Source organism: Dolichospermum sp. UHCC 0406, from assembly GCF_009712025.1.
In the GTDB taxonomy this organism is placed as follows: domain Bacteria; phylum Cyanobacteriota; class Cyanobacteriia; order Cyanobacteriales; family Nostocaceae; genus Dolichospermum; species Dolichospermum lemmermannii.
On the sequence record NZ_VILA01000026.1, the window covers coordinates 135,025 to 157,653 of the forward strand.

The following is a 22,629-nucleotide window of genomic DNA, read 5'->3' on the forward strand; positions in this document are numbered from 1 at the left end:
ATCATCGAACCACAATATATTAATCAACTTCCCTCTATCCGTAATCGCCTCAATATCACCATCATAGGTGAAATTGGCAGCACACCCCAAGCACAGCGTCGTGAATTTACACAAACCCATATAGAAGCTAACACCGCTACTATCCACGTTGGAGACAGCCGGGAAGGTTGGGTAAAATCCTATCAAACCCTTTTAGAACTTTCTACGGATGAACTTTTTACAGGTGACGTTCAGGTAATTGTTGATATTAGCGATGTCCGCCAATCTGGGGAAACTCTCAAAGGCTTTGGCGGTATGGCTAATCCTGTGAAGTTGCCTGGATTGTATCAGCGTTGCGCCTCTATTCTCAATAAGGCAATAGGCAGACAATTAAACTCAGTTGAATGTTGTTTGTTGATTGATGAAGCTGCTGTAACAATTGTAGCAGGCAATATCCGTAGAAGTGCGGGCATGAGACAGTTCCTTTCTGAAGATGGACAAGGTGCGACTGCTAAAGATAACCTCTGGCAACAAGACGCACAAGGTAACTGGCGTATAGATCCAGAACGCGATTCTCTGAGAATGGCCAACCATAGCCGAGTCTTTCACCACAAACCAACCTTAGAAGAATCCATTGTGGCTGTACGTAAACAATACTATAGCGGTGAAGGGGCAATTCAATGGGCTGGTGAAGCAGTTGCTAGAGCGAATGTTGATTTATTAAATACACCAGAACTCAAAAAAGAATTTTTACAAGCTTATGAGCAAGGAAAAGTCGAGCAATGGATACAAGAACGCCACCCAGAAATTGATTCTCAAGAATTAGAGCATCGTTTGGGTAGATATGGCTTAAATCCGTGTCATGCAGGTGATACATTAGTATCTACTAATCAGGGATTAGTACCTATTAAAGATTTAGTGGGTAAACCATTTCAAGCATTAGTTGACTTACGTTCTGTAGGATTAACTGGAGTCAAATTAACTGATGCGATCGCCTTTTCCACAGGAGTACAAACAACTCATATAATTACCCTAGCAAATGGCCAGCAAATGAGATGTACTGCTGACCATCAACACTTTACCAATCACGGATGGGTAGCAACCAAAGATTTAACATCTGAGCATCATATCTATATCCAAAAAGGTGCGGGATATTTTGGTGAATCTACTATCACAGTTGAACAAGCGCAAATGCTTGGTTGGTTATACGGTGATGGCTCAATTTATCAAGGTTCAAGAGGATTAGACGCTGTATTTTACATCAATCAAAATGAATACGAAACCGTCTTTCCTATTTTGACTTCTGCTGTGGAATCTTTGACAGGCTACAGTCACAAGCCAAGCCTAGTTAAAGGTGTTTATACATTCCATAGTGGTTCACGTTTAATGGATTCATTTTTCAATAAACTAGGTGTACAGTCAAAAGACTGTTTACCAGATAGATTTTTCGCTCAATCAAAAGAGGTAATTATTGCTTTTCTACAGGGATTATTTTCCGCAGATGGTTGTGTCAATGTCAAAGGTAGAAATATAGAACTGCGTAACCGTTCACGGCAATTACTCAGTCAAATTCAGATCATTTTACTTAATTTAGGAATCAAAAGCAGCCTCCTAATCAAAGAAAAGCCAGGAAGTAAGGGAGTTCCATACACATTAAAAGATGGAACTCAAAAAGTCAGTCAAAATCGGGGTAGTTGGAGACTAATAATTTATTCAGGAGAGGAAGCCAGAAAATTTTGGGAATTCATAGGTTTTCCTCTAACACCTGATAAGCAAGGACGTTTAACAACACTGGCTACCAAACAGTCTTCAAGAAAATACAGCGAAGCTATTGTTAGTCGTAGGTTCAGTTCAAAGGTTCAAAGCATAGAAGAATTTGGAGAAGAGCCTGTTTATGATCTTCATGTTCCCCTCACTCATTCCTTTATTGCTAACGGATGTATTACTCATAACTGCGGGGAGATACTAGGTGTTAATTTTCACTGCAATCTTTCAGAGGTACACTTAAATCAACTCGACCCCGACAACTATAAAGAACAAAAAGAGGCATTTACCGCTGGTGCGCTTTCCGTCGTCGCCCTGTTAAATCACCAATTTCTCGAACCCCGCTATCAATACAGCCGGGAACTTGATCCCATTGTCGGTGTATCATTTACCGGTTTATTTGACTTCTTTGTTCATGCTTTTGGTACAGATTGGTTACGGTGGTGGGAAGCAGGAAGACCCGAAACTCCTGAAGGACTGATTTTTAAACGTGGTGAACAAAAATATCTCAACTTCTGGAAAGATGTAGTTCATAAAGTAGTGTGGGAATATTGCGATCGCCATCAGATCAAACGCCCCAACCGGTGTACTACCGTGCAACCAGCCGGCACCAAATCCCTCTTAACAGGAGCATCTCCCGGTTGGCATCCCCCCAAAGCTCAAAGATTCATTCGTCGGATTACCTTTGGCAAAAATGACCCCGTAGCCCTAGCTTGTATAGATTATGGTTACAACGTCATTCCTTCCCAATCTGACAAAGATGAAAACGGCAACTTACTTAATGATCCTTTTGATCCTCGCTGTACAGAATGGTTAGTAGAAATACCCGTCGCTGTATCTTGGGCTGATTTACCCGGTGCTGATGTCATTGATGTATCTCAGTTTTCCGTTTTAGCCCAACTAGATTTTGTGATGCAAGTCCAAAGTCATTACGTCACCCATAACACCTCAGCCACCCTAGAACTCCGTTCTGAAGAAGTTGAATTATTGGGAACACGTATCTATGAAGCTATCCAAAATGATGAAGGCTATATTTCTGCTGCGCTGTTAGCCCGGTTTGACGATTTGCAATCATTCCCCCGTCTTCCCTTTGAACCCATAGACAAAGCCACTTATGAACGCTTATCTAAAGAAGTCAAAGCCCGACGCAGAACAGATGATTTCTGTGGGGCGCTAAGTCGTTACGACTTGGGAGAATTATCAGAAGCAGGACCGAGTGGTTGCGACTCTGATAAGTGTATGTTCCCAGAACAGCCACCCACTTCATAAAATCCGTTTTCAAAGAAACAAGAATCCCCGTCCCTCTATAGGGCGGGGACTATCAGCAAGCCTAAATAATTGCTTGTTAACTCACCCAGCATATAGTACATTAGTACCTAATACAAAAGAAATCTCCCATTCTTGAAGGTGAGGCTTTATTGACTATCAGATTTTGTTAAAATCGCATTCACTGGTTTAAATTAGTTAAAGGCAGTGGCTGTTTTGGCAACTATAATAAATTTTGTCTTAGCTGCAACTACCTTTTAATTTAACCACTTTTGCGATTAATTCAGTCTGTAACAAACATGATAAAACCTGCCCTTACTAAAATTGGCGCTCAAATGTCCAACTTAACTGGCGTAAGAGCGATTATGAAAGATATTAATGAAACCCTCAGAGCTAGTAAGGGACAGGAATTATATAATTTGAGCGCTGGCAATCCGTTGATTTTACCAGAGGTAGAACAGTTATGGCGGGATTGTACGGCAGATTTATTAGCCAGTTCTGAATATGGTGAAGTTGTTTGTCGTTATGGTTCAAGTCAAGGTTATTCACCATTAATTGAGGCGATTGTTCAGGATTTTAACCAGCGTTATGGGTTAAGTTTAACTGAGCGGAATATTTTAATTACTGCGGGTAGTCAAACTATCTATTTTTACGCCGCTAATGCTTTTGGTGGCTATACTGAAGATGGCAATTTGAAAGAAATTGTGTTGCCGTTAAGTCCAGATTATACTGGCTATGGTGGTGTTTGTTTGTTCCCAGAAGCTTTGGTTGCTTATAAACCTACTCTGGATATTGATACAGCCGCACATAGATTTAAATATCGTCCTGATTTTAATCAACTTGCGATTACAGAAAATACCGGTTGTGTGATTTTTTCCCGTCCTTGTAATCCGACGGGTAATGTTTTGACTAATGATGAGGTAAATAAAATCACTGATTTAGCTGCACCCCATCATGTACCTGTATTGATTGATTCGGCTTATGCACCTCCTTTCCCAGCTTTGAATTTTACAGAAATGACTCCGATATTTGGGGAAAATATTCTCCACTGTATGAGTTTATCAAAAGCAGGTTTGCCTGGAGAACGGATTGGGGTAGCCATTGGAGATGAAAACCTGATTCAAGTTTTGGAATGTTTCCAAACCAATGTGGGAATTCATTCTTCTCGATATGGTCAAGCGATCGCAGCTAGAGCGATAGAATCAGGTACATTAGCAAATATCGCGGAAAATGTGATTCGTCCTTTCTATCAGCAAAAGTTTGATGTCTTAGAAAGTACCCTAGAAGCAGCTATGCCTAAGAATATACCCTGGTTCTTACATCGTGGTGAAGGGGCGATTTTTGGCTGGTTGTGGTTGCAAGATCTACCCATGACTGATTGGGAATTTTACCAGGAATTAAAGAAAGTGGGTGTAATTCTTGTCCCTGGTAGTAGTTTCTTCCCTGGTTTAAAGGAGGACTGGGAACACAAACACCAATGTCTGCGAATTAGTTTAACTGGTAGTGATCAGGAAATTACTATTGGTATGCAGCGTTTAGCAAAAGTTGCTGAACGGGTTTATCAAGTTGCGGCTGTGAGAGCGTAAGATAAATGAACCACGAAGAAGCGAAGAACACGAAGAAGAAGAAGGAAGGAAGCAGGGTGCAGGGTGCAGGGGGAAAAGCTCAAAAAGTACCTGTTCCTAATCACCAATCACCAATTCCCAATCACCAATTCCCAATTCCCAATCTTGATGATTGGTTGGAAATTGGCAAAATTGTCTCACCTCAAGGTTTAACTGGGGAGTTGCGGGTTTATCCTAATACGGATTTTCCTGAACGCTTTGAAGAACCGGGAAAACGCTGGTTGTTACGTCCTGGGGAAACGGAACTGCAACCTGTGGAGTTGTTAAATGGGCGATATCTTGAGAATAAGAATCTTTATGTGATTAAATTGAAGGGAGTGAGCGATCGCCATCAAGCTGAAAATATGCGTGATTGTCGGTTTTTTGTGCCTGTGAGCGATCGCCCAGAATTGGCAGAAGGTGAATTTCATGTGTTAGACTTGCTAGGGTTGCAGGTCTTTATGCAATCATCTGGGGAATTTGTGGGAACGGTGGTGGATATCTTACCTTCTGGTCATGATTTATTGGAAGTTAAATTTGATCCTGCTTTTATCACTAATAACGAAGAGTTGACAACTGATAAAGTACAAAAAACTGTTTTAATTCCTTTTGTGATGGAAATTGTTCCTGTTGTTGATTTAGAAAATCGTCGAGTTGAAATTATTCCTCCCCCCGGTTTATTGTCAATTAATAATTAGGGCTTGCGGAAAAAGTGGGAAAATGCCAGAAAAAAGATGACTAAGTAATTAGGAAATGTTAACTAGTACACTGTGGCGTAAGTGAACGAAGCATTTTCAAGCCTTGTAATCAATCAAATTTTCGGAGCTTTTAATGGTCATGTTATTTACGCCAACTTCTACTAGTTAGTTGTCAGTTATCAGTAGGGGCGAAGCATTTGGAAGATAAATTATCGGTCATTGCCAAAAATAGTTCTCCAAATGCTTCGCCCGTACAGTTGTTAGTAGCCGCGAAGCATTTGCAAGATAAATTATCGGTCATTGCCAAAAATAGTTCTCCAAATGCTTCGCCCGTACAGTTGTTAGTAGGGGCGAAGCATTTGCAAGATAAATTATCGGTCATTGCCAAAAATAGTTCTCCAAATGCTTCGCCCGTACAGTTGTTAGTAGGGGTGAAGCATTTGCAAGATAAATTATCGGTCATTGCCAAAAATAGTTCTCCAAATGCTTCGCCCGTACAGTTGTTAGTAGCCGCGAAGCATTTGCAAGATAAATTATCGGTCATTGCCAAAAATAGTTCTCCAAATGCTTCGCCCGTACAGTTGTCAGTTGTAGATTTTATTTCTCCTGAATTCTGACTCCTGACTCCTGCTTTATTAGCTAAAATCGCGTAACATTTTCTTGAGTTCGAGATTGTGCATCTCTTCTTGTCCGATCATACCACGGCTGAATTCTTCTAAATAAATACTGGCATTGTTGACAACTGCTAGAAGACTTTTGTACATATCTAAAGCTTTCTTTTCATGGGATAAACTTTCTTGCAAAATATCCTTAACGTTATGTTTGAAAGTTTCTTCCATTGGGGCGATTCTCAAAGTAGGATGTCCTTCTAAGCCTGTGAGAATTTCTCCTACTTGTTGAGCATGAAGTAAGGATTCTGTGGCTTGCGCTTTGAAGAATGCCACAATAGGTATACGATTTGGACCTGTTACCATTAAGGAATAATGGGTGTAGCGCACTACCCCTGCTAGTTCAAATTCCATAATGGAGTTGAGAATATCAATTGTTTTTTGGTGGTCGAGTTCTTGCATTAGTTGTTAAGTTGAGCAAAATTACATCAGGAGAGGATTTAGCTACCAATTATTAGTGAGCAGTTATACTTTTTTTAGGGTTTGAAAACCCAAACTATTCTCACTCTTAGTTTTTAACTATTTGCTCTCTTGTCTACTATTTTAAACTTCTTTTTCTGTACCTCCAATGGTGTGAAAATACTAACTTTGTGCTTTAGTGCTGGTTTTTTCTCGCACTTTTTGGGTATTTTCCTCGATGGTTTTCACTAGCTTGGTAACATCTTCTGGAGTGCTAACTGCTTGCGCTGGGGGGATAGCAGTAGGCCAAACTTTCACCAATTCCACAAAAGCTGTATCTATGGCTTTGTGTGCTTGAGGATGTTCTTGGGTCATTTGGCTAGAAATACTTTTATATAGCTCCTGAGAATAGACGACAAAGCCACGAGAATCTTGATATTCAATGGGGGCAGTAATTTTGCCATTCGCAATTGCTGCACCATATTCTGAGTTGGCTGCGTCTAGTAAACTGGTGATTACTTGCAGAACAAATTCGGGTTTACTGCGTTGTTCGGCTGGTAAAATTGCGATCGCACTATCCACAGCTTGCACAGAAGTGGTAAAGTTAGTTTTGATTTTGGCATCCTTGGGATTAGATTTCACTAAATCAGTTAAACTGACCAAATTACTTTTAAATTCTTTAACTTTGCGCTCATCTAATTGTTCTTCAATATCAATATAAATCTCCTCAACTGGATGTCCAATATGGGGTTGAGCTTGTTTGGGTTGATTTTGATCTAATAATTCTTTGGCTACTAAAAGATGTCCTTTCATTAACCCCAATTTGGTCATGTAGTCAATATCTTTAGCTTCACCTGTAAGTACCACTTCCTCAACTGTCACCATGTCTTTAATTTGGTTAAACTGTGGTTGAGTAATCACTTTTTTACTGACTAAATCCGTGGGATTAGCGTAGGGACGATTAGCTTGGATTTTGTTGGATAAAGCCGGAATTCCTAATGTAGCTTCTAATTTATCTAATTGGGATAAAATTGCATTATTGATATTAATTTTAGCTTTACCACTATGACCGCTATGGGCGCTGGTTTCTGCAACTTGGGCTGTACTTGGTGTTGATTTAACGTCTGCTGTCGGTGTATCCTGGGTACAGGAACTCAGGGAAATCATCGCACAAGCCGCGATAGATAAGAATAAATAACGGAATTTGATCATTTTTACTCCTGGTAAATTGAATAGTTCTAACTAGCTTAATAGCTTTTTTAATAACCTCTTATTTTGATCTATCACAAATGAGAGATTTTATCAAATAATTTATCTAGGATTCTAAATTATTTGCCTATATACTTATATTATTTTTTTACCAAAGAGCGTGTTTTTATGAGCATTGACGAAACAACTTGATGGATGAAAAAAGATGCAATTTTTACTAGTTATATAATATGGATATATAGAATAACTGATAAAAATTCTCAATACATAAACAAAAAAATAGGTTGAAGATCTAATGACCAAAGATTTATTTAGGTTTGCTTCTGGGTAATGACTTCAAACTGTCCCATACACCCGCTTTCAGCGATCGCATCTTGGTGAGGATGAAACATATATTTTCCTGGATAGCGAAAAGCAAACTCTAAAATGTGCCTTTCTGCGACACCCATTGTTAAAACATCGGTTTTTTCACTGGGAGTAATTGTCATTCCCGAACGATAAACATTAAAGAAATTAGCGTGAAGGTGAAACGTCACAGCAGGATCGAATTCAATAATATTAAGAACATAGACTCGAATTAACTGATTTTGATAAATTTGAATGGGATGGTGCATATAATGATGCGGCATACCATTAAAAGCATAATATTCATTGCGATTATCATCATTTATGTCATACCCAGACATGATTAAAACAATTTCATCAGCAGGGGGACGGGGTTTAGGAGGGTCAATAATAAACATCCCATATAAACCTTTAGCAATATGACGAGTAACCGGAGCAATGTGACAATGATACAAATGAACGCCATAGGGTTCGGCATCAAATTCGTATATAGTCGCTTTACCATTACCCACGGGTTTTATTCCATCCATTTCAGCGGGATGAACTCCGTGAAAATGCAGAGAATGGGAATGTCCAGCATTGTTGAGAAAAAGTATTCTTATTCTTTCCCCTTCTTTAGCCCGGAGTGTTGGTCCAGGAATCCGCCCATTTAAATCCCAAATGTTGTAGGAGACAGCACTATTAAGCTGAATGGTGGAAGTACCAGCAGTTAGCTGAAATTCGCGGACTGTACGCCCATTTTCCTGCTTAACTGTCCCATAATCAAAATCACGTAATACTTGCATGGGGTTAGTAGCACCATTAGATGCTGCCATTTCCATCGGTGGGATTCTAACACTGGCATGATCTTTGACATTCAATATCTGCCAAATTGCTCCCGCACCAATGACTCCAGCCCCGGATAATCCCAGTTGTAGCAATTGGCGACGACTCCAAATTTTATCTTTACTGAAAGTAAAGTTGTCAGACATGAGACTAATAGGGATATGGGTATGTAGGGAATTGTAAATAATTTGCAATTAGCTTTAGGTATCCTATCGAACTTAGAAATTATTGTCAATAACTTGGAAAAATAATTTTTAGGGGTTTTTGGTAGTGCGGGCATACTTCGACCCTTCGACAGGCTCAGGGCTTCGCTTGCTCAGTACAAGTCTTGCCCGCGTGAGCGAGACGCTCACACTACAGTCCATCATTTTTATCTTGACAAACTACTAGTACAGTACAGTGTAAGTAAGATAACCATTAAAAATCCCTAAAAAGGTTATACAATCTGCTTTTTTAATTTTTAATTGTTAATTTTTAATTCCGCCCTGCGGTACTAGTAAATGAAATAAGGTGCTAGGATCGCTCAGGTAAGTAATAAATTAGACTCAACTCAACTCCATTTACTTTAACTATAGCGGTTATCGGTTGAATGAAATACAGTTATAATATCCTGTAAATCCTTAAATCCTGGATATCCTGATTTAGACAAGAGGTAGCATCTGGGAAACTACAATTTCTAAATCAGGAAAATCTAAAGGAGATATGTTTTGATGTTCTGTGATAGTTTCTCGATTTTGATAACCTTCTTCTGTGGGATTTCTAAATACAATTAATTCGCGTTTCACTACATCTAATACCCAATAATCCTTAATTCCTGCTTGAGAATAAGCTTTAGCTTTGATTTCTGTATCTAGTTTTAAACTACTATCTGCAACTTCGATAATTAAATAAATTTCTGTTGGGGTAGGATGATGATCTGCATAGTCTAGCGGATCTATTTTCACTACAGCAATATCTGGTTCTGGTTCAGACCTTTCATTTAATTTTACAGGGTCTTGAATAGCTATACAAGCTTTATGACCAACTCTGTTTTCCAATAACTTATATGTTCTACCCACTGCTGAACGGTGGGCTGTTCCTTTAGCAATCATCCAGATTATTTTCCCCTCTAATAATTCTACCCGTTCATTTGGTTCAAATATTCCTGCTTCAGCCATTCTGTGGTATTCATCAACAGTCCACAGCCGCAATTGTAAGGGTGATTCTGTGGTTTGCATAGTTAATTAAGGTGAATATTTATTCACTATTATATGATATTTTTTTGTCTGATAGCGTAGCGTGGCGCAAGCCATATCAGGATATCCAGGATTTCAGGATTTCAGGATTTACAGGATTTTTTATGAGATAATAGAAATAAAGACACTGTGAACATACAATGGCTACTCAATTAATGGTTCAACCTTCGTCTTTAATATCTTCTGGTATGAAGATGAGTGAATTTGGTAATATTTATCTATTTAAATTTACCGAGGAACTACAGATACGTTTTGAAGAACTATTAGCAAAGAAAAAATCTGATAAACTGACTTCTGAAGAGGAAGCGGAATATGTAGGTATATCGGAGTTACAGCGAATATTTACCTTAATTAATGCTCAACTAGCGGCTAAAAGTAAATGGTGTCCGAACCAACTCGACGACTTATAAGAAAACGAGCTAAATTCTTATGTGAATATTGCCACTCTCCTGAATATCTGAGTCCCGACCGGTTTACCATTGATCATATTATGCCGCAGTCTTTGGGGGGTTCAGATGAATTGGATAATTTAGCTTTGGCTTGTCATCGCTGTAATGAGCGTCATTATAATTTTATAGTAGCTACTGATCCTAAAACTCAAGAGAAAGTTGCTTTATTTAACCCTCGTCGGCAAGGATGGTCAGAGCATTTTATCTGGACAAAAGATGGTATAAAAATTGTAGGTACAACGCCTACCGGGAGAGCTACTAGCGATCGCTTTGATTTCAATGATGAACGACGTGATGAGCCTTCTATTCAAGTTGCTCGGCATTTTTGGGTAGAAGCAGGTTGGCATCCACCACTATTAGATCCACGTCAAGAATAAAAATCAATTTCCTTAGATGTTGACTCTGACAGAACAGGAAAGACAAAAAAAGGAAAGATTGATAGAACAATTAAGGTTGTTAGGTGTTGAACCTGATATTTAATTTGTCTGAATCAGGATGTCCAGGATTTCAGGATTTACAGGATTTTTTATGAGATTATACAAATAAAGACACTGTGAACACACCATGACTACTCAATTAATGGTTCAACCTTCGTCTTTAATATCTTCTGGTATGAAGATGAGTGAATTTGGTAATATTTATCTGACGCAGCTATTAAGGATGTTGAATTGCGAGTGAAAGCGATCGCTTTGGACGATAATTTGATGGTGTTTGTTAACTTAACCTAAAAGCCTTGTAAAAAATGGGTTTCATTGTTCTCGTTCGCATACAGAATATGGGGACGATATTAGGAACATTACTTTAACATATTTATTGCGGCTACCGCCCCAGATTCATAGAATATCTAACTGAAAATGGTTTTTATTACATCACTAACTGAGAAGCTTGTAGGACGTGAGTTTGAAATAGAATGTTATGATATTGAAGTACACGGAATTGTAGATAACTGTCCTCCGTTATTTAAGGGACCAGGTGTTATCACTGGACAAAAAAAAGGAGCAATTTCATACAGAGTTCATAATCAGATAGAGATTTCAGCAGAAGCACGCCCCATAATTTTCAAGCAAGTAAAACAAGGTGAAGTTACGCAAGTAAGAATTTTTGCAAAAGATTACGATAATATTCATTGGACAGGAGGATGGTCTATCCCAAATGTTGAACTATCAACATCAGGAAAGTGTATAGTTCACGGTCAGTTTGACCAATTAGCTACAAGAGTTCAAAGACATGAAGCCAATAATCTAAATAACATTACTGAGTTAGTTTTCTCAAGTATTCCCGATCTACCACTCACTGAATTAGTAGAAGAAAAAATATTGCATCGTGGAGAACAGATATTTTCTCGATCATGGTATGACAGGCATGAACTAGAGTTTAATAAATCGAAAATTCATTTTTATAGCAGTAATTCTAGTAATTTGTTCTATGTTAGTGCGGAAAATAGTGAAAAATTTTCTGCACCGTATGTAGAGAATTGGATTCCAGAAGCTTTAACTCTCATAACAGCATCTCTAACATATCCGAGAATGGTAGTACGCCATTTTAAAACTGATGCTTTAATCTTTTTAAGAAATACGCCATCTGAAACATCGTCTAAAATGCTTCCAGCAATTATTGGATTTCCCAACTTGAGGAAAGAACTCTGGAAGATATTTACGACATATTTAGATGAGTGCGTAAGGTGTAATCAATTTGAACAGCTTGTTACAACAAAAATTTTTTCTGAAGTTATCATTGCAAGTACCGGAACGCTGCAAGCTTTCGTCTTATCTCTATCAGTATGTGTTGAGAATTTGGCAGGACAGTTAGCTGATGAATTCAGTATTAAAACTCTCGATAAAGAAGAGTCTAAAGCTCTGAAGACCTATTTGGAACAGTGGCAAGGAGATGAGGATATAAAAAACAGAGCTATTGGACTTTTATCAATGCTTGGCACAAGGTCGACATCTCAAGTTTTAAAAGCTTTAAAAGAAGAGAATGTGATAGGAAATGAACACATCAAAACTTGGAACAAAATCAGAAATTCTCTAGCTCATGGAGGAATAATAGAGTTTCCCGTAGATGAAGATTTTTGGCAAAAGCGAAATCTTTTAATTTCAATGGTCTACAGACTGATTTTACGCAAAATAGGTTATAGGGGACTGATAACTGATCATGCGTCCTCAGATATCAAATCAATCGACTTCCAATGGGAAAGAAAATGCCCAGTAGAATAATTAAAGTAAGAGTATTTACGTAGCAAGACGCGCATCATGTACTTGAATACCTGATAAGTTTTTACGCAGCTAAATTTACATCCGTTTTTTGTAGCTGGCCTTGTAGAAACATTCCAAAACTCAGCACAATTTTGGGGAGTAATTAACATTATATTTCCATCATTTTTCAGCTTTCTAACTGCATTTCTAATCACGGGATTTAATGGATCATTACGCTGCACAAGACGCAATAAAATATTCGTATCTACTAAATATTGCATTTTTAATCATGATCCTCATAAATACTCTGACGACTAACAGCATAATCTGACAAAATAGGCGCATTTTCACCCACCGAATCTGCAAAATTATCAGCTAATTCATCTAAAGTCTTTTCAAATTCTTCCTGAGTTATCAAAAACTCCTCTAAACTTGCTTTATTTTTCCTTTGTGCTTCTTGAATAATTAACTGTTGTAAATATTCACTCGCTGAACTATAACCACCTTCAACAATTTGGTGATCAATAAAACTTTTCAGTGATTCAGGTACAGAAATATTAATATTGGTCATAGTTTTGAACTTAGGTTTCACTAGGTTGCTTGTATATTAACATTTTAGCGTTACAATAAAAGAGAACAGTTTCATTTTATCAAAATGTCTGAAACTATCACCCTCCAACTACCGGAAACACTGGTGCAAAAAGCCAAAGAAATCGCTGCTTTCAGCCATCGTCGCCTTGAAGATGTATTATTAGAATGGATTGACCGTGCCAGCAATGAATTACCTGTAGAATCATTACCAGATGAGCAGATTTTGTCATTGTGCGATTTACAAATGGAAACTCAACAACAAGAAGTTTTTAGTGATCTTTTAGCACGTCAACAAGAAGGACAGCTAAATGATATAGAAAATAGCCAACTAGATGAACTTATGCAAGTTTACAGACATGGTTTAGTGCGGAAAGCAAAAGCCTTAAAAGTGGCTGTTGAACGTGGTTTGATACCTGCAATTAATTAATAGTCATGGCTCGATCTTATATTCCTATTGAAATAGAACGTCGTGTTCGGAAAGATGCTCAAAATCGTTGTGGCTATTGTTTGAGTCCTCAACGTTTAGTAATGGCACGTTTGGAAATAGAACATATTATTCCTATAGCGAAATGTGGTAGTAATAATGAATCAAATTTATGGTTAGCCTGTCCTATTTGTAATAGATATAAAAGCGATAAAACTACAGGTATTGATTCAGAAACAGGTGAGATAGTTAAATTATTTAACCCGCGTACTCAAGTTTGGTCTGAGCATTTTTTTTGGACAAAAGATGGATTGCAAATTGTGGGTAAAACACCAACTGGGAGAGCTACTGTTAAAGTTTTGCATTTAAGTGATGATGCAGATGCTTTAGAAGTTCGCAGTTATTGGGTACTTGCTGGTTGGCATCCTCCAGAAAATTAATAAATTCATAATCATGAACAATTATGAGAATATGTCATAAAGATTTATAAATGTTAACAATTCAAAAAACAAATATATAATTTGACGTATTTTTTATTAAAAAATTATCCTAAATAAAATCCCAAAAAATCCACCCATAGGGTATTGTCAAAAGAGATAAAATTTAGTTTGCTATTAATTTTGTTAGTCGTTATATTACTTACAATTAGTCTGCAAAAAACACATTAAAAAAACACCAATCTCATGCACATACCCGATGGATTTATTTCTGTGCCAGTTGCAGCCGCCACCAGTTTAGCCAGTGCAGCCGCCTTATTTGTAGCTTTTGAGCGATCGCAAACAGCCTTTGGCATTCGTCGCGCTCCCATTCTTGGCTTAACCACAGCCTTTATTTTCGCCGCCCAAATGATTAATTTTCCTGTAGCGGGGGGGACCAGCGGCCACCTATTAGGAGGGGCTTTAGCTGCCATTATTTTAGGTAGTCCTTGGGCGGGAATGCTATGTATTGCCACAGTTTTAATTATTCAAGCTGTGCTATTTGCTGATGGTGGTATCACCGCCTTGGGTGCAAATATTTTAAACATGGGAGTAATCGGCGTGTGGGTAGCGTGGGGATTAACCCAAACCTTACAACGACTATTGGGCGGTTCTCAACGGCGTTTACCCCTGGCAGCAGGCATAGCAGCCGGAGTGAGCGTAGTTGTCGCCGCTGTAGCTTGTGCCATTCAATTAGCCCTGTCTGGAACAGCACCAGCCAACATAGTTTTACCCACGATGGCAGGTGTACATATTTTGATTGGTATTGGAGAAGGATTAATTACCGGGGGTGTATTAACCTATTTAGCCACAGCCCGTCCAGATTTGTTACCAGGTGAAGAACACAAAGTTAGAGGCTGGTTAGTTCCCGTTGTCAGTATTTTGCTAATTTCAGGTGTGTTGTCTCTATTTGCTTCTGCTTGGCCAGATGGTTTAGAAAAAGTAGCAGAAAACGTGGGTTTTATCAACTTAGCTGAAAATGTGCGGGTAATTGTACCGACACCTTTGGCTGACTATGAGATTAAAGGTTTAGGACAAATTGGGACAAGTATTGCTGGTTTAGTGGGTTCTACAGCTTGCTTTGCTGTGGCTTTTGGAATTGCCAAAGTGATAAAACCTAAGAATGCTTAAAATTTCCTTGCCATTACGCTTGCAGTTATCCCTGATCATTGTGATTGGGGCAGCTTTTTTAAAACATCATACTTGGTCTAATTTACTAGTATATGGGGCGATCGCCCTTATTTGGGTTTGTATCTTACAAGTACCCATTCGCAAATTAGGCGGATTACTCGGTGCAGAATTAATTTTTCTATCATTGATGGCTTTACCATTGGGATGGGAACGAGCTAGTTTTTTGCTGCTGCGTTCCCTAATTTGTTTAATTGCCATGAATGGTTTTTTATTAACCTTACCCCCCCACAGTTTGGGTATCGCCCTCAAAAGCTTACCAATACCTGCACCATTAAAGGAAAACCTGATCTTAGCCGCGCAATATTTAGAAATATTACTTTTAGAAGTAACGCAAATGCAGCGCAGCGCCCAATTACGTGGTTTAAATGGTGCAGCAGGGTGGCTACGCTATGCCAGTGCTTCAATGATTGGGGCGTTGTATCTCCGCACCTTAGACAGAGCCGAAAGAGTTTATGCTGCTATGGTAGCCCGTGGATATAACGGACAATTACCCCTAGATTCCCCCCTCAAACCAAAAGAACGTTTTATCTTGTTAATAGCTGGGGTGACAGCTACTTGTTTAACCCTAAGTTCCTACCTTACTGTTATTTGAGTGGTGAATCTTGACATCATTAACTTCTAATCCCCAAATTTCCCTTTGTCAACCGCATACAAATGTCGTTGAAGTCCAAAATCTGGTATATGCCTATTCGCACCAGCAACCCGTGCTACAAGAAATTTCTTTTAGCCTACAAACAGGCGATCGCGTCGCTTTAATGGGCGCTACAGGTTCAGGTAAAAGCACCTTACTAGAAAACCTCATTGGCTTAAAACATCCTCAAAACGGCAAAATCTGGATTAACGGTATCCCCTTATTACCAGATACTTTGCCAGAAGTACGGCAACAAATTGGTTTTACGTTCCAAGATGCTAACGACCAATTATTTATGCCCACAATCCTCGAAGATGTTACTTTCGGACCTCTTAATTATGGTGTCTCATCTATAGCCGCTAAAGATAAAGCCCATCAACTATTAGCGGACTTTGGATTAGAGTCCTACGCCCATCGTTCCGCCCATGAACTTTCTGGAGGACAAAGACGTTTAGCCGCCTTAGCCGCAATTTTAGCCCTAGATCCTGCCATTCTCATCTTAGACGAACCCACCAACGGACTTGATCCAGCATGGCGACGACATTTAGCCCAAGTATTATTAAAATTGCCTGTTAAAGTCATGTTAATAGCTTCCCATGATCTCCAATGGCTAGGAAGAGTCACCCAACGGGCTTTAGTCCTCTCTACTGGTAAAATCCAAATAGACAGCGACATCCAACCACTGTTGCAAGATGGCAAAACCTTAGATAAATTAGGGTTGCCAGTAGATTGGTAAACTGCTCAATACAGAAATTCGTAATTGCGAATTAATGATCAATTGGCTTAATATTTAGGGGATTTTATTGCTCTTGGGATGTTAATGTTGTTTTCCCGTTATCCAGTTATTGCTCCTGTTAGTCTGAGCATTGCTTTGTTAATTACTAGTTGCAGTGAGACTAAAACCTCCCAATGTCAGCGATTAGTTACAGTTTTCAATCAGGGTACATCACTGATTGATATTAAAAAAGGTCAGCAAGCATCAACTAGCTTGCAATTATCCAAAGACTTGAAAAATGTCACCAAATCCATTCAGGAATTAAATTTAAAAGACCCCAAACTGCAAGAATTTGAAACCAGTTTTATCAAAATCTTTGATCATCTTAGTGAAGCCATAGCCAAGGCTTCTCAAGCTCTTGCAGATACTAAGAAAGCAGAAGCATCATCAGATGGTAGAGTAAAAGTTGAAAAAGCTAGAAGAGAAATTGATTCCGCACTGACAACCGCAGCTAAAACTGCTGGTAAAGAATCAGATGCTTTAGGCGTTCAATTAAATAAATATTGTAGCCAAGCAGAAGCAGCTAAGAATTAAAAATTGAGAATTAAAAATTAAAAATTCAAGAGTTAGATTCTTCACTCTTCTTTTTTTAATTTTTAATCTTGCTAAGACCTACAGACTGTACAAATTAATCATCCAGACAAATTTATCCGCATTACGAAAAGCATTAATATATTGTAGTGTGTTTTTGTATAATATTTAGGCACTTACTGTTGAAGTAAATGTATGGTAAGCTAGATCGAAAATGAGAATTTAAAAAGAAATGCTAAGTTAATTTAAATATCTAAACACATAAATAAATTTGTATATAGTATAGTAGAATGTAACAGATACGTAAATAACTAAACCCATTAAGTCATGGACATAAGTTTAGAAGGTAGAATTAACAACACTCCTTTAGCTGAGAATAAATGTTTATTGCCATTGTTTGAGTGTGTAGTAAATTCAATTCATTCTATTGAGGATTCAAAAATCAATAATGGATATATTGACATTATTCTTTTAAGGGAAGGTAATCAAACAGAACTCATAGAAGATGGAAATTTATCTCCAATACAAGGTTTTGTTGTTTTAGATAACGGAGTAGGATTTAATTATATTAACTATACGTCTTTTTGTACTTCAGACAGTACATATAAAAAAAGCAGAGGCTCAAAAGGAGTTGGTAGATTTTTATGGCTTAAAGCTTTTACAGAAATACTGATTGAAAGTGTTTTTGAAGAAGAAAATAATTTTTACAAACGTAATATAGAATTTAGCCTTTTTTGCAAAGGAGTTCAAGAAAATTCTAACCAGAAAATAGAATTAAATAATAAACAAGAATTTTATACAAAAGTTGAACTTAAAAATTTCTTAAATCCATATAAAGTAAAATGCCCTCAAAAATGTGAAACTATAGGCAAGCAAATTCTAGAACACTGTATTTCATACTTTATTTTAGAAACACCACCCAAAATTAGAGTAGTTGATGGAAAAAAAGAATTCAACATTAATACATACTTTAATGAAAATTTAGAATCATTCTCGGATAATGATGTAATTAAAATAAAAGAACATACTTTTAATCTTAAAGGAATTAAATATTACAACTCATCCGATTCAAGTCATAAACTTTTTTATTGCGCTAATCATAGAACCGTTATTTCTGAAAATTTACACAACTATATCCCTAATTTAATTGAAAAAAGAAAAATTCGTGACAGAGAAGGAAGGCTTTTTACCTATCTGGCTTTTGTTTCTAGTGAATGTTTAGATCAATATGTCAATCAAGAAAGAACTGATTTTAACCTAATTCATAATCATGAGGGTTTTACAGAAGATATTGGACTTATTTCCTATAAAGAAATACAAACTGAATTAATTTCTGTAATATCTAATAATCTTTCTCCATTTTTACAAGGATTACAGGAAGAGAAACAGAAAGAAATCCAAAAATACATTATAGAAGAAGCTGTAGAATATCGTCCGTTACTAAAATATGCTACAGATAAATTAGAGTCTATAAAACCTGGACTTCCTCCAGAAAAACTAGAAATAGAACTTCATAAAATAATGTCGAGCTATGAACTATCCCTGAAAGAAACGGGAGTAAGAATATTGAAAACTCCCCTAGAACACTTTGAGAGATTTCCTGAGTATAGCAAAGAATATTATAATTTTCTTGAACAGTATAATGATCTAGGGATGTCTAAGTTAGCAAAATATGTTATTCATAGAAAAATCATAATCAGTCTGTTTGAAAAAAATCTAATTCTTGATTCAGATGGAAGATATAGTCTTGAAAAAGATATACATGAAATAATTTTTCCAATGAGAACATCTTCTGATGAAATTAATGTTTTTGAGAAACAAAATCTCTGGATAATAGATGAAAGATTGTCTTATCATGAATATCTTTCCTCTGATCAATCCTTAAAAAGACTAGAAAGTTTAGATTCAGAAAGTAATGATAGACCAGACCTTTTAGTTTTCAACCATCCTATTGCTTTTGTACCAGATGAAGAACAGCCTTATTCTTCCGTCGTAGTAATAGAATTTAAACGCCCAATGAGAGAGGGATATTCTGCATCAGAAAATCCTATTGCTCAAGTTTATTCTTATATACGCCAGGTTAGATCAGGCAAACACAAGAATAAAGATGGTAGATTAATATCTCTTCGTGAAGATACACCTTTCTATGCCTATATTATTTGTGATTTAACAGAAGAAATACAAACTTTTGCTGTTAATTCTTCTCTGACTTCAACACCAGACCTTCAAGGTTTTTTTGGTTTTAACCCTGGATTAAAAACCTATATTGAAATATTATCATTTAACAAACTTGTTAAAGAGGCAAAACAAAGAAATAATATTTTATTTAAAAAATTAGGCATATAATCTAGGAATATCGTAATAATTATCTTTCCAGATTGTGTTTATTAATTTCCACAATTATCACAATGTCCACAACGCCAATTAGTCGTTGTTTCAAACCCAAAAGCATTTAATAAAAACTGCCAACGACATTTTTTAGTAGTAAGATATTCACTCATTTGTTTAGCAGCTTGTAATTGTGTTTTTGCTGGTTTTCCTGACGGCAAAGACATAGAATAATGAAAAGGATCAAGCCATTCTAGTTGTCCATTACTATGGAGAAGAGAAAGTGCCACAGCACTATTAGGAAATTCTTTAATTACAGTATTTATTTCTCCTTGGGGTGGTAATTGTTTCGCTAATTGTTGGGCTTTTTGTTGTTGCAATTTCATTTGTTCTTCAAAAAATTTCCGTCTTTGCTTATCCTCAGCATCTAAAAATCCCGTTGGTTCACTTACTAAAGTTAAAACATCAGCGGGTTTTCCATCTCTTCCAGCCCTGCCTATTTCTTGCACATATTCAGATAATAAATAGGGCGCATGAAAATGGACAACCCAGCGGACATCCGATTTGTTTATCCCCATGCCAAAAGCACAAGTACACACCACAAAAAGGATTTTTCCACCTAACCAACTAGCTTCAATATTCCGGCGTTCTCCTGGACTTAATCCTGCATGATAACTAGCAGTATGAAAGCCATTTTCTGTTAACCATTCCGTTAAATTTTCACTATCTCTTCGAGTCCGTACATAAATTAAACCAACTTGATTTGGTCGTTTTTGAATAAACTTTAATAATTGTTGTTTTCTCCCTTTAGGAGTCCAAGCAATTCGGACAATAGGATTTAAATTTTCCCGATAGGGATTAATCCGAAAAATCTCAGGTTTGTCTAATTTTAAAACTGTAGAAATAATCTTTTGGGCTAAAGGATCAGCCGTGGCTGTAAAAGCTGCTATACTAATTTTTGTTCCCGGTGGTTTTGATTTTAGTAACGCTTCACGCACAGCCCCTAAACGCCGATAAGCTGGACGAAAACTATCACCCCACTGCACTAAACAATGGGCTTCATCCAGAATTAAACCATTAATTTGCAGTTGGGGATTACATAACTTCTTCCACACTGCTGGACTGAGTAAGGTTTCTGGTGATAAATACAATAATCTTAATTGCTGTTTTTCCAAAGCTTGCAAAGTTGCCTGACGTTGAGATGTCGTTAATTCACTGTGTAAAAGTGCTGCTTTTTGTGACAGTTGACGTAATTCCTCAACTTGGTTTTCCATTAAAGCCACCAAAGGAGAAACTATTAAAGTTAATCCTGTTTGTAGTAGGGCAGGAAGTTGAAAACAAATTGACTTCCCCCCACCTGTGGGCATAATAATTAGTGAATCTTTTTGTGATATTAAACAGTTAACAATTTCTTTTTGAGGAGGACGAAAATCGTCATATCCCCAAATCGCTTTTAATGCTGCGCGAACATCTTGCCAAGATTGTGTTACTGGGAGATTCATTTTCTTATCACAAAAGCACAAAAAAGAATAAATGGGAAAATAAGGAAAATATTTATCTTTACTCTTCCCACTGACAACTGACAACTGTACGGGCGAAGCATTTGGAGAACTATTTTTGGCAATGACCGATAATTTATCTTCCAAATGCTTCGCCCCTACTGACAACTGACAACTGTACGGGCGAAGCATTTGGAGAACTATTTTTGGCAATGACCGATAATTTATCTTCCAAATGCTTCGCCCCTACTGACTACTGACCAATTAGTTCTTGATTATTCCATTCCAAAGTATCACCAATGCTTTCTCCATTATGGTAAGCAGCCAGTAATACTTCGCAGGTTTTACCATAGGATATCGCACCAGTGGCATCAAGAGCGATCGCTCCAAAATCCCGATTATTCCTCTTAGCTTCCGTAAATGATCGCTGCATAGCCTCCTGTAGTGACATTCCATCAGTAACGCGCACCACAACCTTAGCTGCTAAACACTCATCAATAATATCTTCCCCAATGCCCGTACAACTAACTGCTGCATGACTAGTTGCATAATTACCCGCTGGCATCGCCGAATCACTGACTCGCCCAATGCGTTCAAAGCCTTTACCACCTGTGGAAGTACCAGCAGCTAATTTACCATAGCCATCTAAAGCCACAACACCAATAGTCCCCCTACCAGCACTTTCCGCCATTTCTGGTTCTGCTACTACCCCAGCCATGGTTCTTTTAAAGTTATCCTGACGTTCTAGAGTCCACTCTTTCAAGCGCAAATCAGTTAGAGCATTATAACTAGGAAGTTGCAACTCCCGCGCCAACTCAGCCGCACCGTAATCAGACAAAACCCGATCATCAGCATCTTGTAAAAACAGCGCCATTTCAATCGGATTCTTCACCCGTGACACATTAATCACACCACTGAACCTCCCAGTCGTTCCATCCATCATGGAAGCACTCATGCGGATTTGTCCATCAGATTGCAGTACAGAACCAGTACCAGCATTAAACCGGGGTTGATCTTCCAACATCTGACAACCGCGAACTACTGCTTGAGCCGCAGTTGCACCCGTCAGCAAAAGAGCATAGACTTCCTCAACAATCTGAGAAAGAGAATTGCGGACTGCGATTAATCCCCCCTTACCTTGGAGAGAACTACCAGCACCACCATGAATAATTAATTTAGGTTGTATTTGTAATGTCATGTTATTTTGTCAGTTGTTAGTAGGGGCGAAGCATTTGGAAGATAAATTATCGGTCATTGCCAAAAATAGTTCTCCAAATGCTTCGCCCGTACAGTAGTCAGTTGTCAGTAGTGGCGAAGCATTTGGAAGATAAATTATCGGTCATTGCCAAAAATAGTTCTCCAAATGCTTCGCCCGTACAGTAGTCAGTTGTCAGTAGTGGCGAAGCATTTGGAAGATAAATTATCGGTCATTGCCAAAAATAGTTCTCCAAATGCTTCGCCCGTACAGTAGTCAGTTGTCAGTAGTGGCGAAGCATTTGGAAGATAATTATCGGTCATTGCCAAAAATAGTTCTCCAAATGCTTCGC

General features: G+C 37.8%; 21 protein-coding genes. 14 read left to right on the forward strand and 7 right to left on the reverse strand.

Features of this window, described 5'->3' with window-relative positions; all coding sequences use genetic code 11:
- From nrdJ to FJR09_RS20830, 4 genes are all read left to right on the forward strand, one after another.
- Complete coding sequence (gene nrdJ / locus FJR09_RS20815) at positions 1-3,012, forward strand: ribonucleoside-triphosphate reductase, adenosylcobalamin-dependent (RefSeq protein ID WP_371416420.1); 3,012 nt, start codon at positions 1-3, stop codon at positions 3,010-3,012.
- 299 nt (positions 3,013-3,311) lie between these two features.
- Entirely contained in the window at positions 3,312-4,595 is a 1,284-nt protein-coding gene (locus FJR09_RS20820; protein WP_168653287.1) for a valine--pyruvate transaminase, read from the forward strand.
- Between the two features lie 5 nt (positions 4,596-4,600).
- The gene (gene rimM, locus FJR09_RS20825; protein WP_168653285.1) at positions 4,601-5,311 is read left to right on the forward strand and encodes a ribosome maturation factor RimM; all 711 of its coding nucleotides are present in this window, start codon (positions 4,601-4,603) and stop codon (positions 5,309-5,311) included.
- 197 nt (positions 5,312-5,508) lie between these two features.
- A complete protein-coding gene (locus tag FJR09_RS20830) occupies positions 5,509-5,928 on the forward strand; it encodes a hypothetical protein (RefSeq protein ID WP_168654179.1) in 420 nt (139 codons plus the stop codon).
- Positions 5,929-5,946: 18 nt separating this feature from the next.
- On the opposite strand, the gene FJR09_RS20835 is transcribed toward FJR09_RS20830, so the two are convergent.
- From FJR09_RS20835 to FJR09_RS20850, 4 genes are all read right to left on the reverse strand, one after another.
- The gene (locus tag FJR09_RS20835; RefSeq protein ID WP_015080571.1) at positions 5,947-6,381 is read right to left on the reverse strand and encodes a bacterioferritin; all 435 of its coding nucleotides are present in this window, start codon (positions 6,379-6,381) and stop codon (positions 5,947-5,949) included.
- A gap of 180 nt (positions 6,382-6,561) precedes the next feature.
- The gene (locus FJR09_RS20840; RefSeq protein WP_015080572.1) at positions 6,562-7,590 is read right to left on the reverse strand and encodes a helix-hairpin-helix domain-containing protein; all 1,029 of its coding nucleotides are present in this window, start codon (positions 7,588-7,590) and stop codon (positions 6,562-6,564) included.
- A gap of 308 nt (positions 7,591-7,898) precedes the next feature.
- The gene (locus tag FJR09_RS20845; RefSeq protein ID WP_015080573.1) at positions 7,899-8,903 is read right to left on the reverse strand and encodes a multicopper oxidase domain-containing protein; all 1,005 of its coding nucleotides are present in this window, start codon (positions 8,901-8,903) and stop codon (positions 7,899-7,901) included.
- Between the two features lie 495 nt (positions 8,904-9,398).
- A complete protein-coding gene (locus FJR09_RS20850) occupies positions 9,399-9,974 on the reverse strand; it encodes a Uma2 family endonuclease (RefSeq protein WP_168652617.1) in 576 nt (191 codons plus the stop codon).
- A gap of 158 nt (positions 9,975-10,132) precedes the next feature.
- Between FJR09_RS20850 and FJR09_RS20855 the strand changes: the two genes are divergently transcribed.
- From FJR09_RS20855 to FJR09_RS20865, 3 genes are all read left to right on the forward strand, one after another.
- Positions 10,133-10,402, forward strand: a complete 270-nt coding sequence (locus FJR09_RS20855) for a hypothetical protein (protein WP_027403169.1) — start codon at positions 10,133-10,135, stop codon at positions 10,400-10,402.
- Positions 10,372-10,818, forward strand: coding sequence for an HNH endonuclease (locus FJR09_RS20860; RefSeq protein WP_168650514.1), 447 nt, complete (start codon positions 10,372-10,374; stop codon positions 10,816-10,818). The genes FJR09_RS20855 and FJR09_RS20860 overlap by 31 nt, the downstream gene beginning before the upstream one ends.
- A gap of 477 nt (positions 10,819-11,295) precedes the next feature.
- Positions 11,296-12,657: a hypothetical protein gene (locus FJR09_RS20865; RefSeq protein WP_168652618.1), complete on the forward strand. Its 1,362-nt coding sequence runs from the start codon at positions 11,296-11,298 to the stop codon at positions 12,655-12,657.
- A 262-nt stretch (positions 12,658-12,919) separates the two neighbouring features.
- Here FJR09_RS20865 and FJR09_RS20870 read toward each other — a convergent pair whose 3' ends face one another.
- The gene (locus FJR09_RS20870; RefSeq protein WP_168652619.1) at positions 12,920-13,207 is read right to left on the reverse strand and encodes a type II toxin-antitoxin system ParD family antitoxin; all 288 of its coding nucleotides are present in this window, start codon (positions 13,205-13,207) and stop codon (positions 12,920-12,922) included.
- A gap of 84 nt (positions 13,208-13,291) precedes the next feature.
- On the opposite strand from FJR09_RS20870, the gene FJR09_RS20875 reads away from it, so the two are divergent.
- The 7 genes from FJR09_RS20875 to FJR09_RS20905 all read left to right on the forward strand — a co-directional run bounded on the left by FJR09_RS20875 (position 13,292) and on the right by FJR09_RS20905 (position 19,601).
- Positions 13,292-13,654 carry a hypothetical protein gene (locus FJR09_RS20875; protein ID WP_168650520.1) on the forward strand — a complete coding sequence of 121 codons (363 nt, stop codon included), beginning with the start codon at positions 13,292-13,294 and terminating at the stop codon, positions 13,652-13,654.
- A gap of 5 nt (positions 13,655-13,659) precedes the next feature.
- Positions 13,660-14,091, forward strand: coding sequence for an HNH endonuclease (locus FJR09_RS20880; protein WP_168652620.1), 432 nt, complete (start codon positions 13,660-13,662; stop codon positions 14,089-14,091).
- A gap of 243 nt (positions 14,092-14,334) precedes the next feature.
- Entirely contained in the window at positions 14,335-15,258 is a 924-nt protein-coding gene (locus tag FJR09_RS20885; RefSeq protein WP_168652621.1) for an energy-coupling factor ABC transporter permease, read from the forward strand.
- The gene (locus tag FJR09_RS20890) at positions 15,251-15,910 is read left to right on the forward strand and encodes an energy-coupling factor transporter transmembrane protein EcfT (protein ID WP_168652622.1); all 660 of its coding nucleotides are present in this window, start codon (positions 15,251-15,253) and stop codon (positions 15,908-15,910) included. Before FJR09_RS20885 ends, FJR09_RS20890 begins: the two co-directional genes overlap by 8 nt.
- Before the next feature lie 10 nt (positions 15,911-15,920).
- On the forward strand, positions 15,921-16,685 hold the full coding sequence (locus FJR09_RS20895; protein WP_015080578.1) for an energy-coupling factor ABC transporter ATP-binding protein: 765 nt from the start codon (positions 15,921-15,923) through the stop codon (positions 16,683-16,685).
- A 78-nt stretch (positions 16,686-16,763) separates the two neighbouring features.
- Positions 16,764-17,258 carry a hypothetical protein gene (locus FJR09_RS20900; protein ID WP_168652623.1) on the forward strand — a complete coding sequence of 165 codons (495 nt, stop codon included), beginning with the start codon at positions 16,764-16,766 and terminating at the stop codon, positions 17,256-17,258.
- A 324-nt stretch (positions 17,259-17,582) separates the two neighbouring features.
- The gene (locus tag FJR09_RS20905; RefSeq protein ID WP_168652624.1) at positions 17,583-19,601 is read left to right on the forward strand and encodes a hypothetical protein; all 2,019 of its coding nucleotides are present in this window, start codon (positions 17,583-17,585) and stop codon (positions 19,599-19,601) included.
- A 41-nt stretch (positions 19,602-19,642) separates the two neighbouring features.
- On the opposite strand, the gene FJR09_RS20910 is transcribed toward FJR09_RS20905, so the two are convergent.
- Both FJR09_RS20910 and FJR09_RS20915 read right to left on the reverse strand, forming a co-directional pair.
- Positions 19,643-21,085, reverse strand: a complete 1,443-nt coding sequence (locus FJR09_RS20910; RefSeq protein ID WP_041458437.1) for an ATP-dependent DNA helicase RecQ — start codon at positions 21,083-21,085, stop codon at positions 19,643-19,645.
- A gap of 250 nt (positions 21,086-21,335) precedes the next feature.
- The gene (locus FJR09_RS20915; protein WP_168652625.1) at positions 21,336-22,280 is read right to left on the reverse strand and encodes an isoaspartyl peptidase/L-asparaginase; all 945 of its coding nucleotides are present in this window, start codon (positions 22,278-22,280) and stop codon (positions 21,336-21,338) included.
- Between the last annotated feature and the right edge of the window lie 349 nt (positions 22,281-22,629).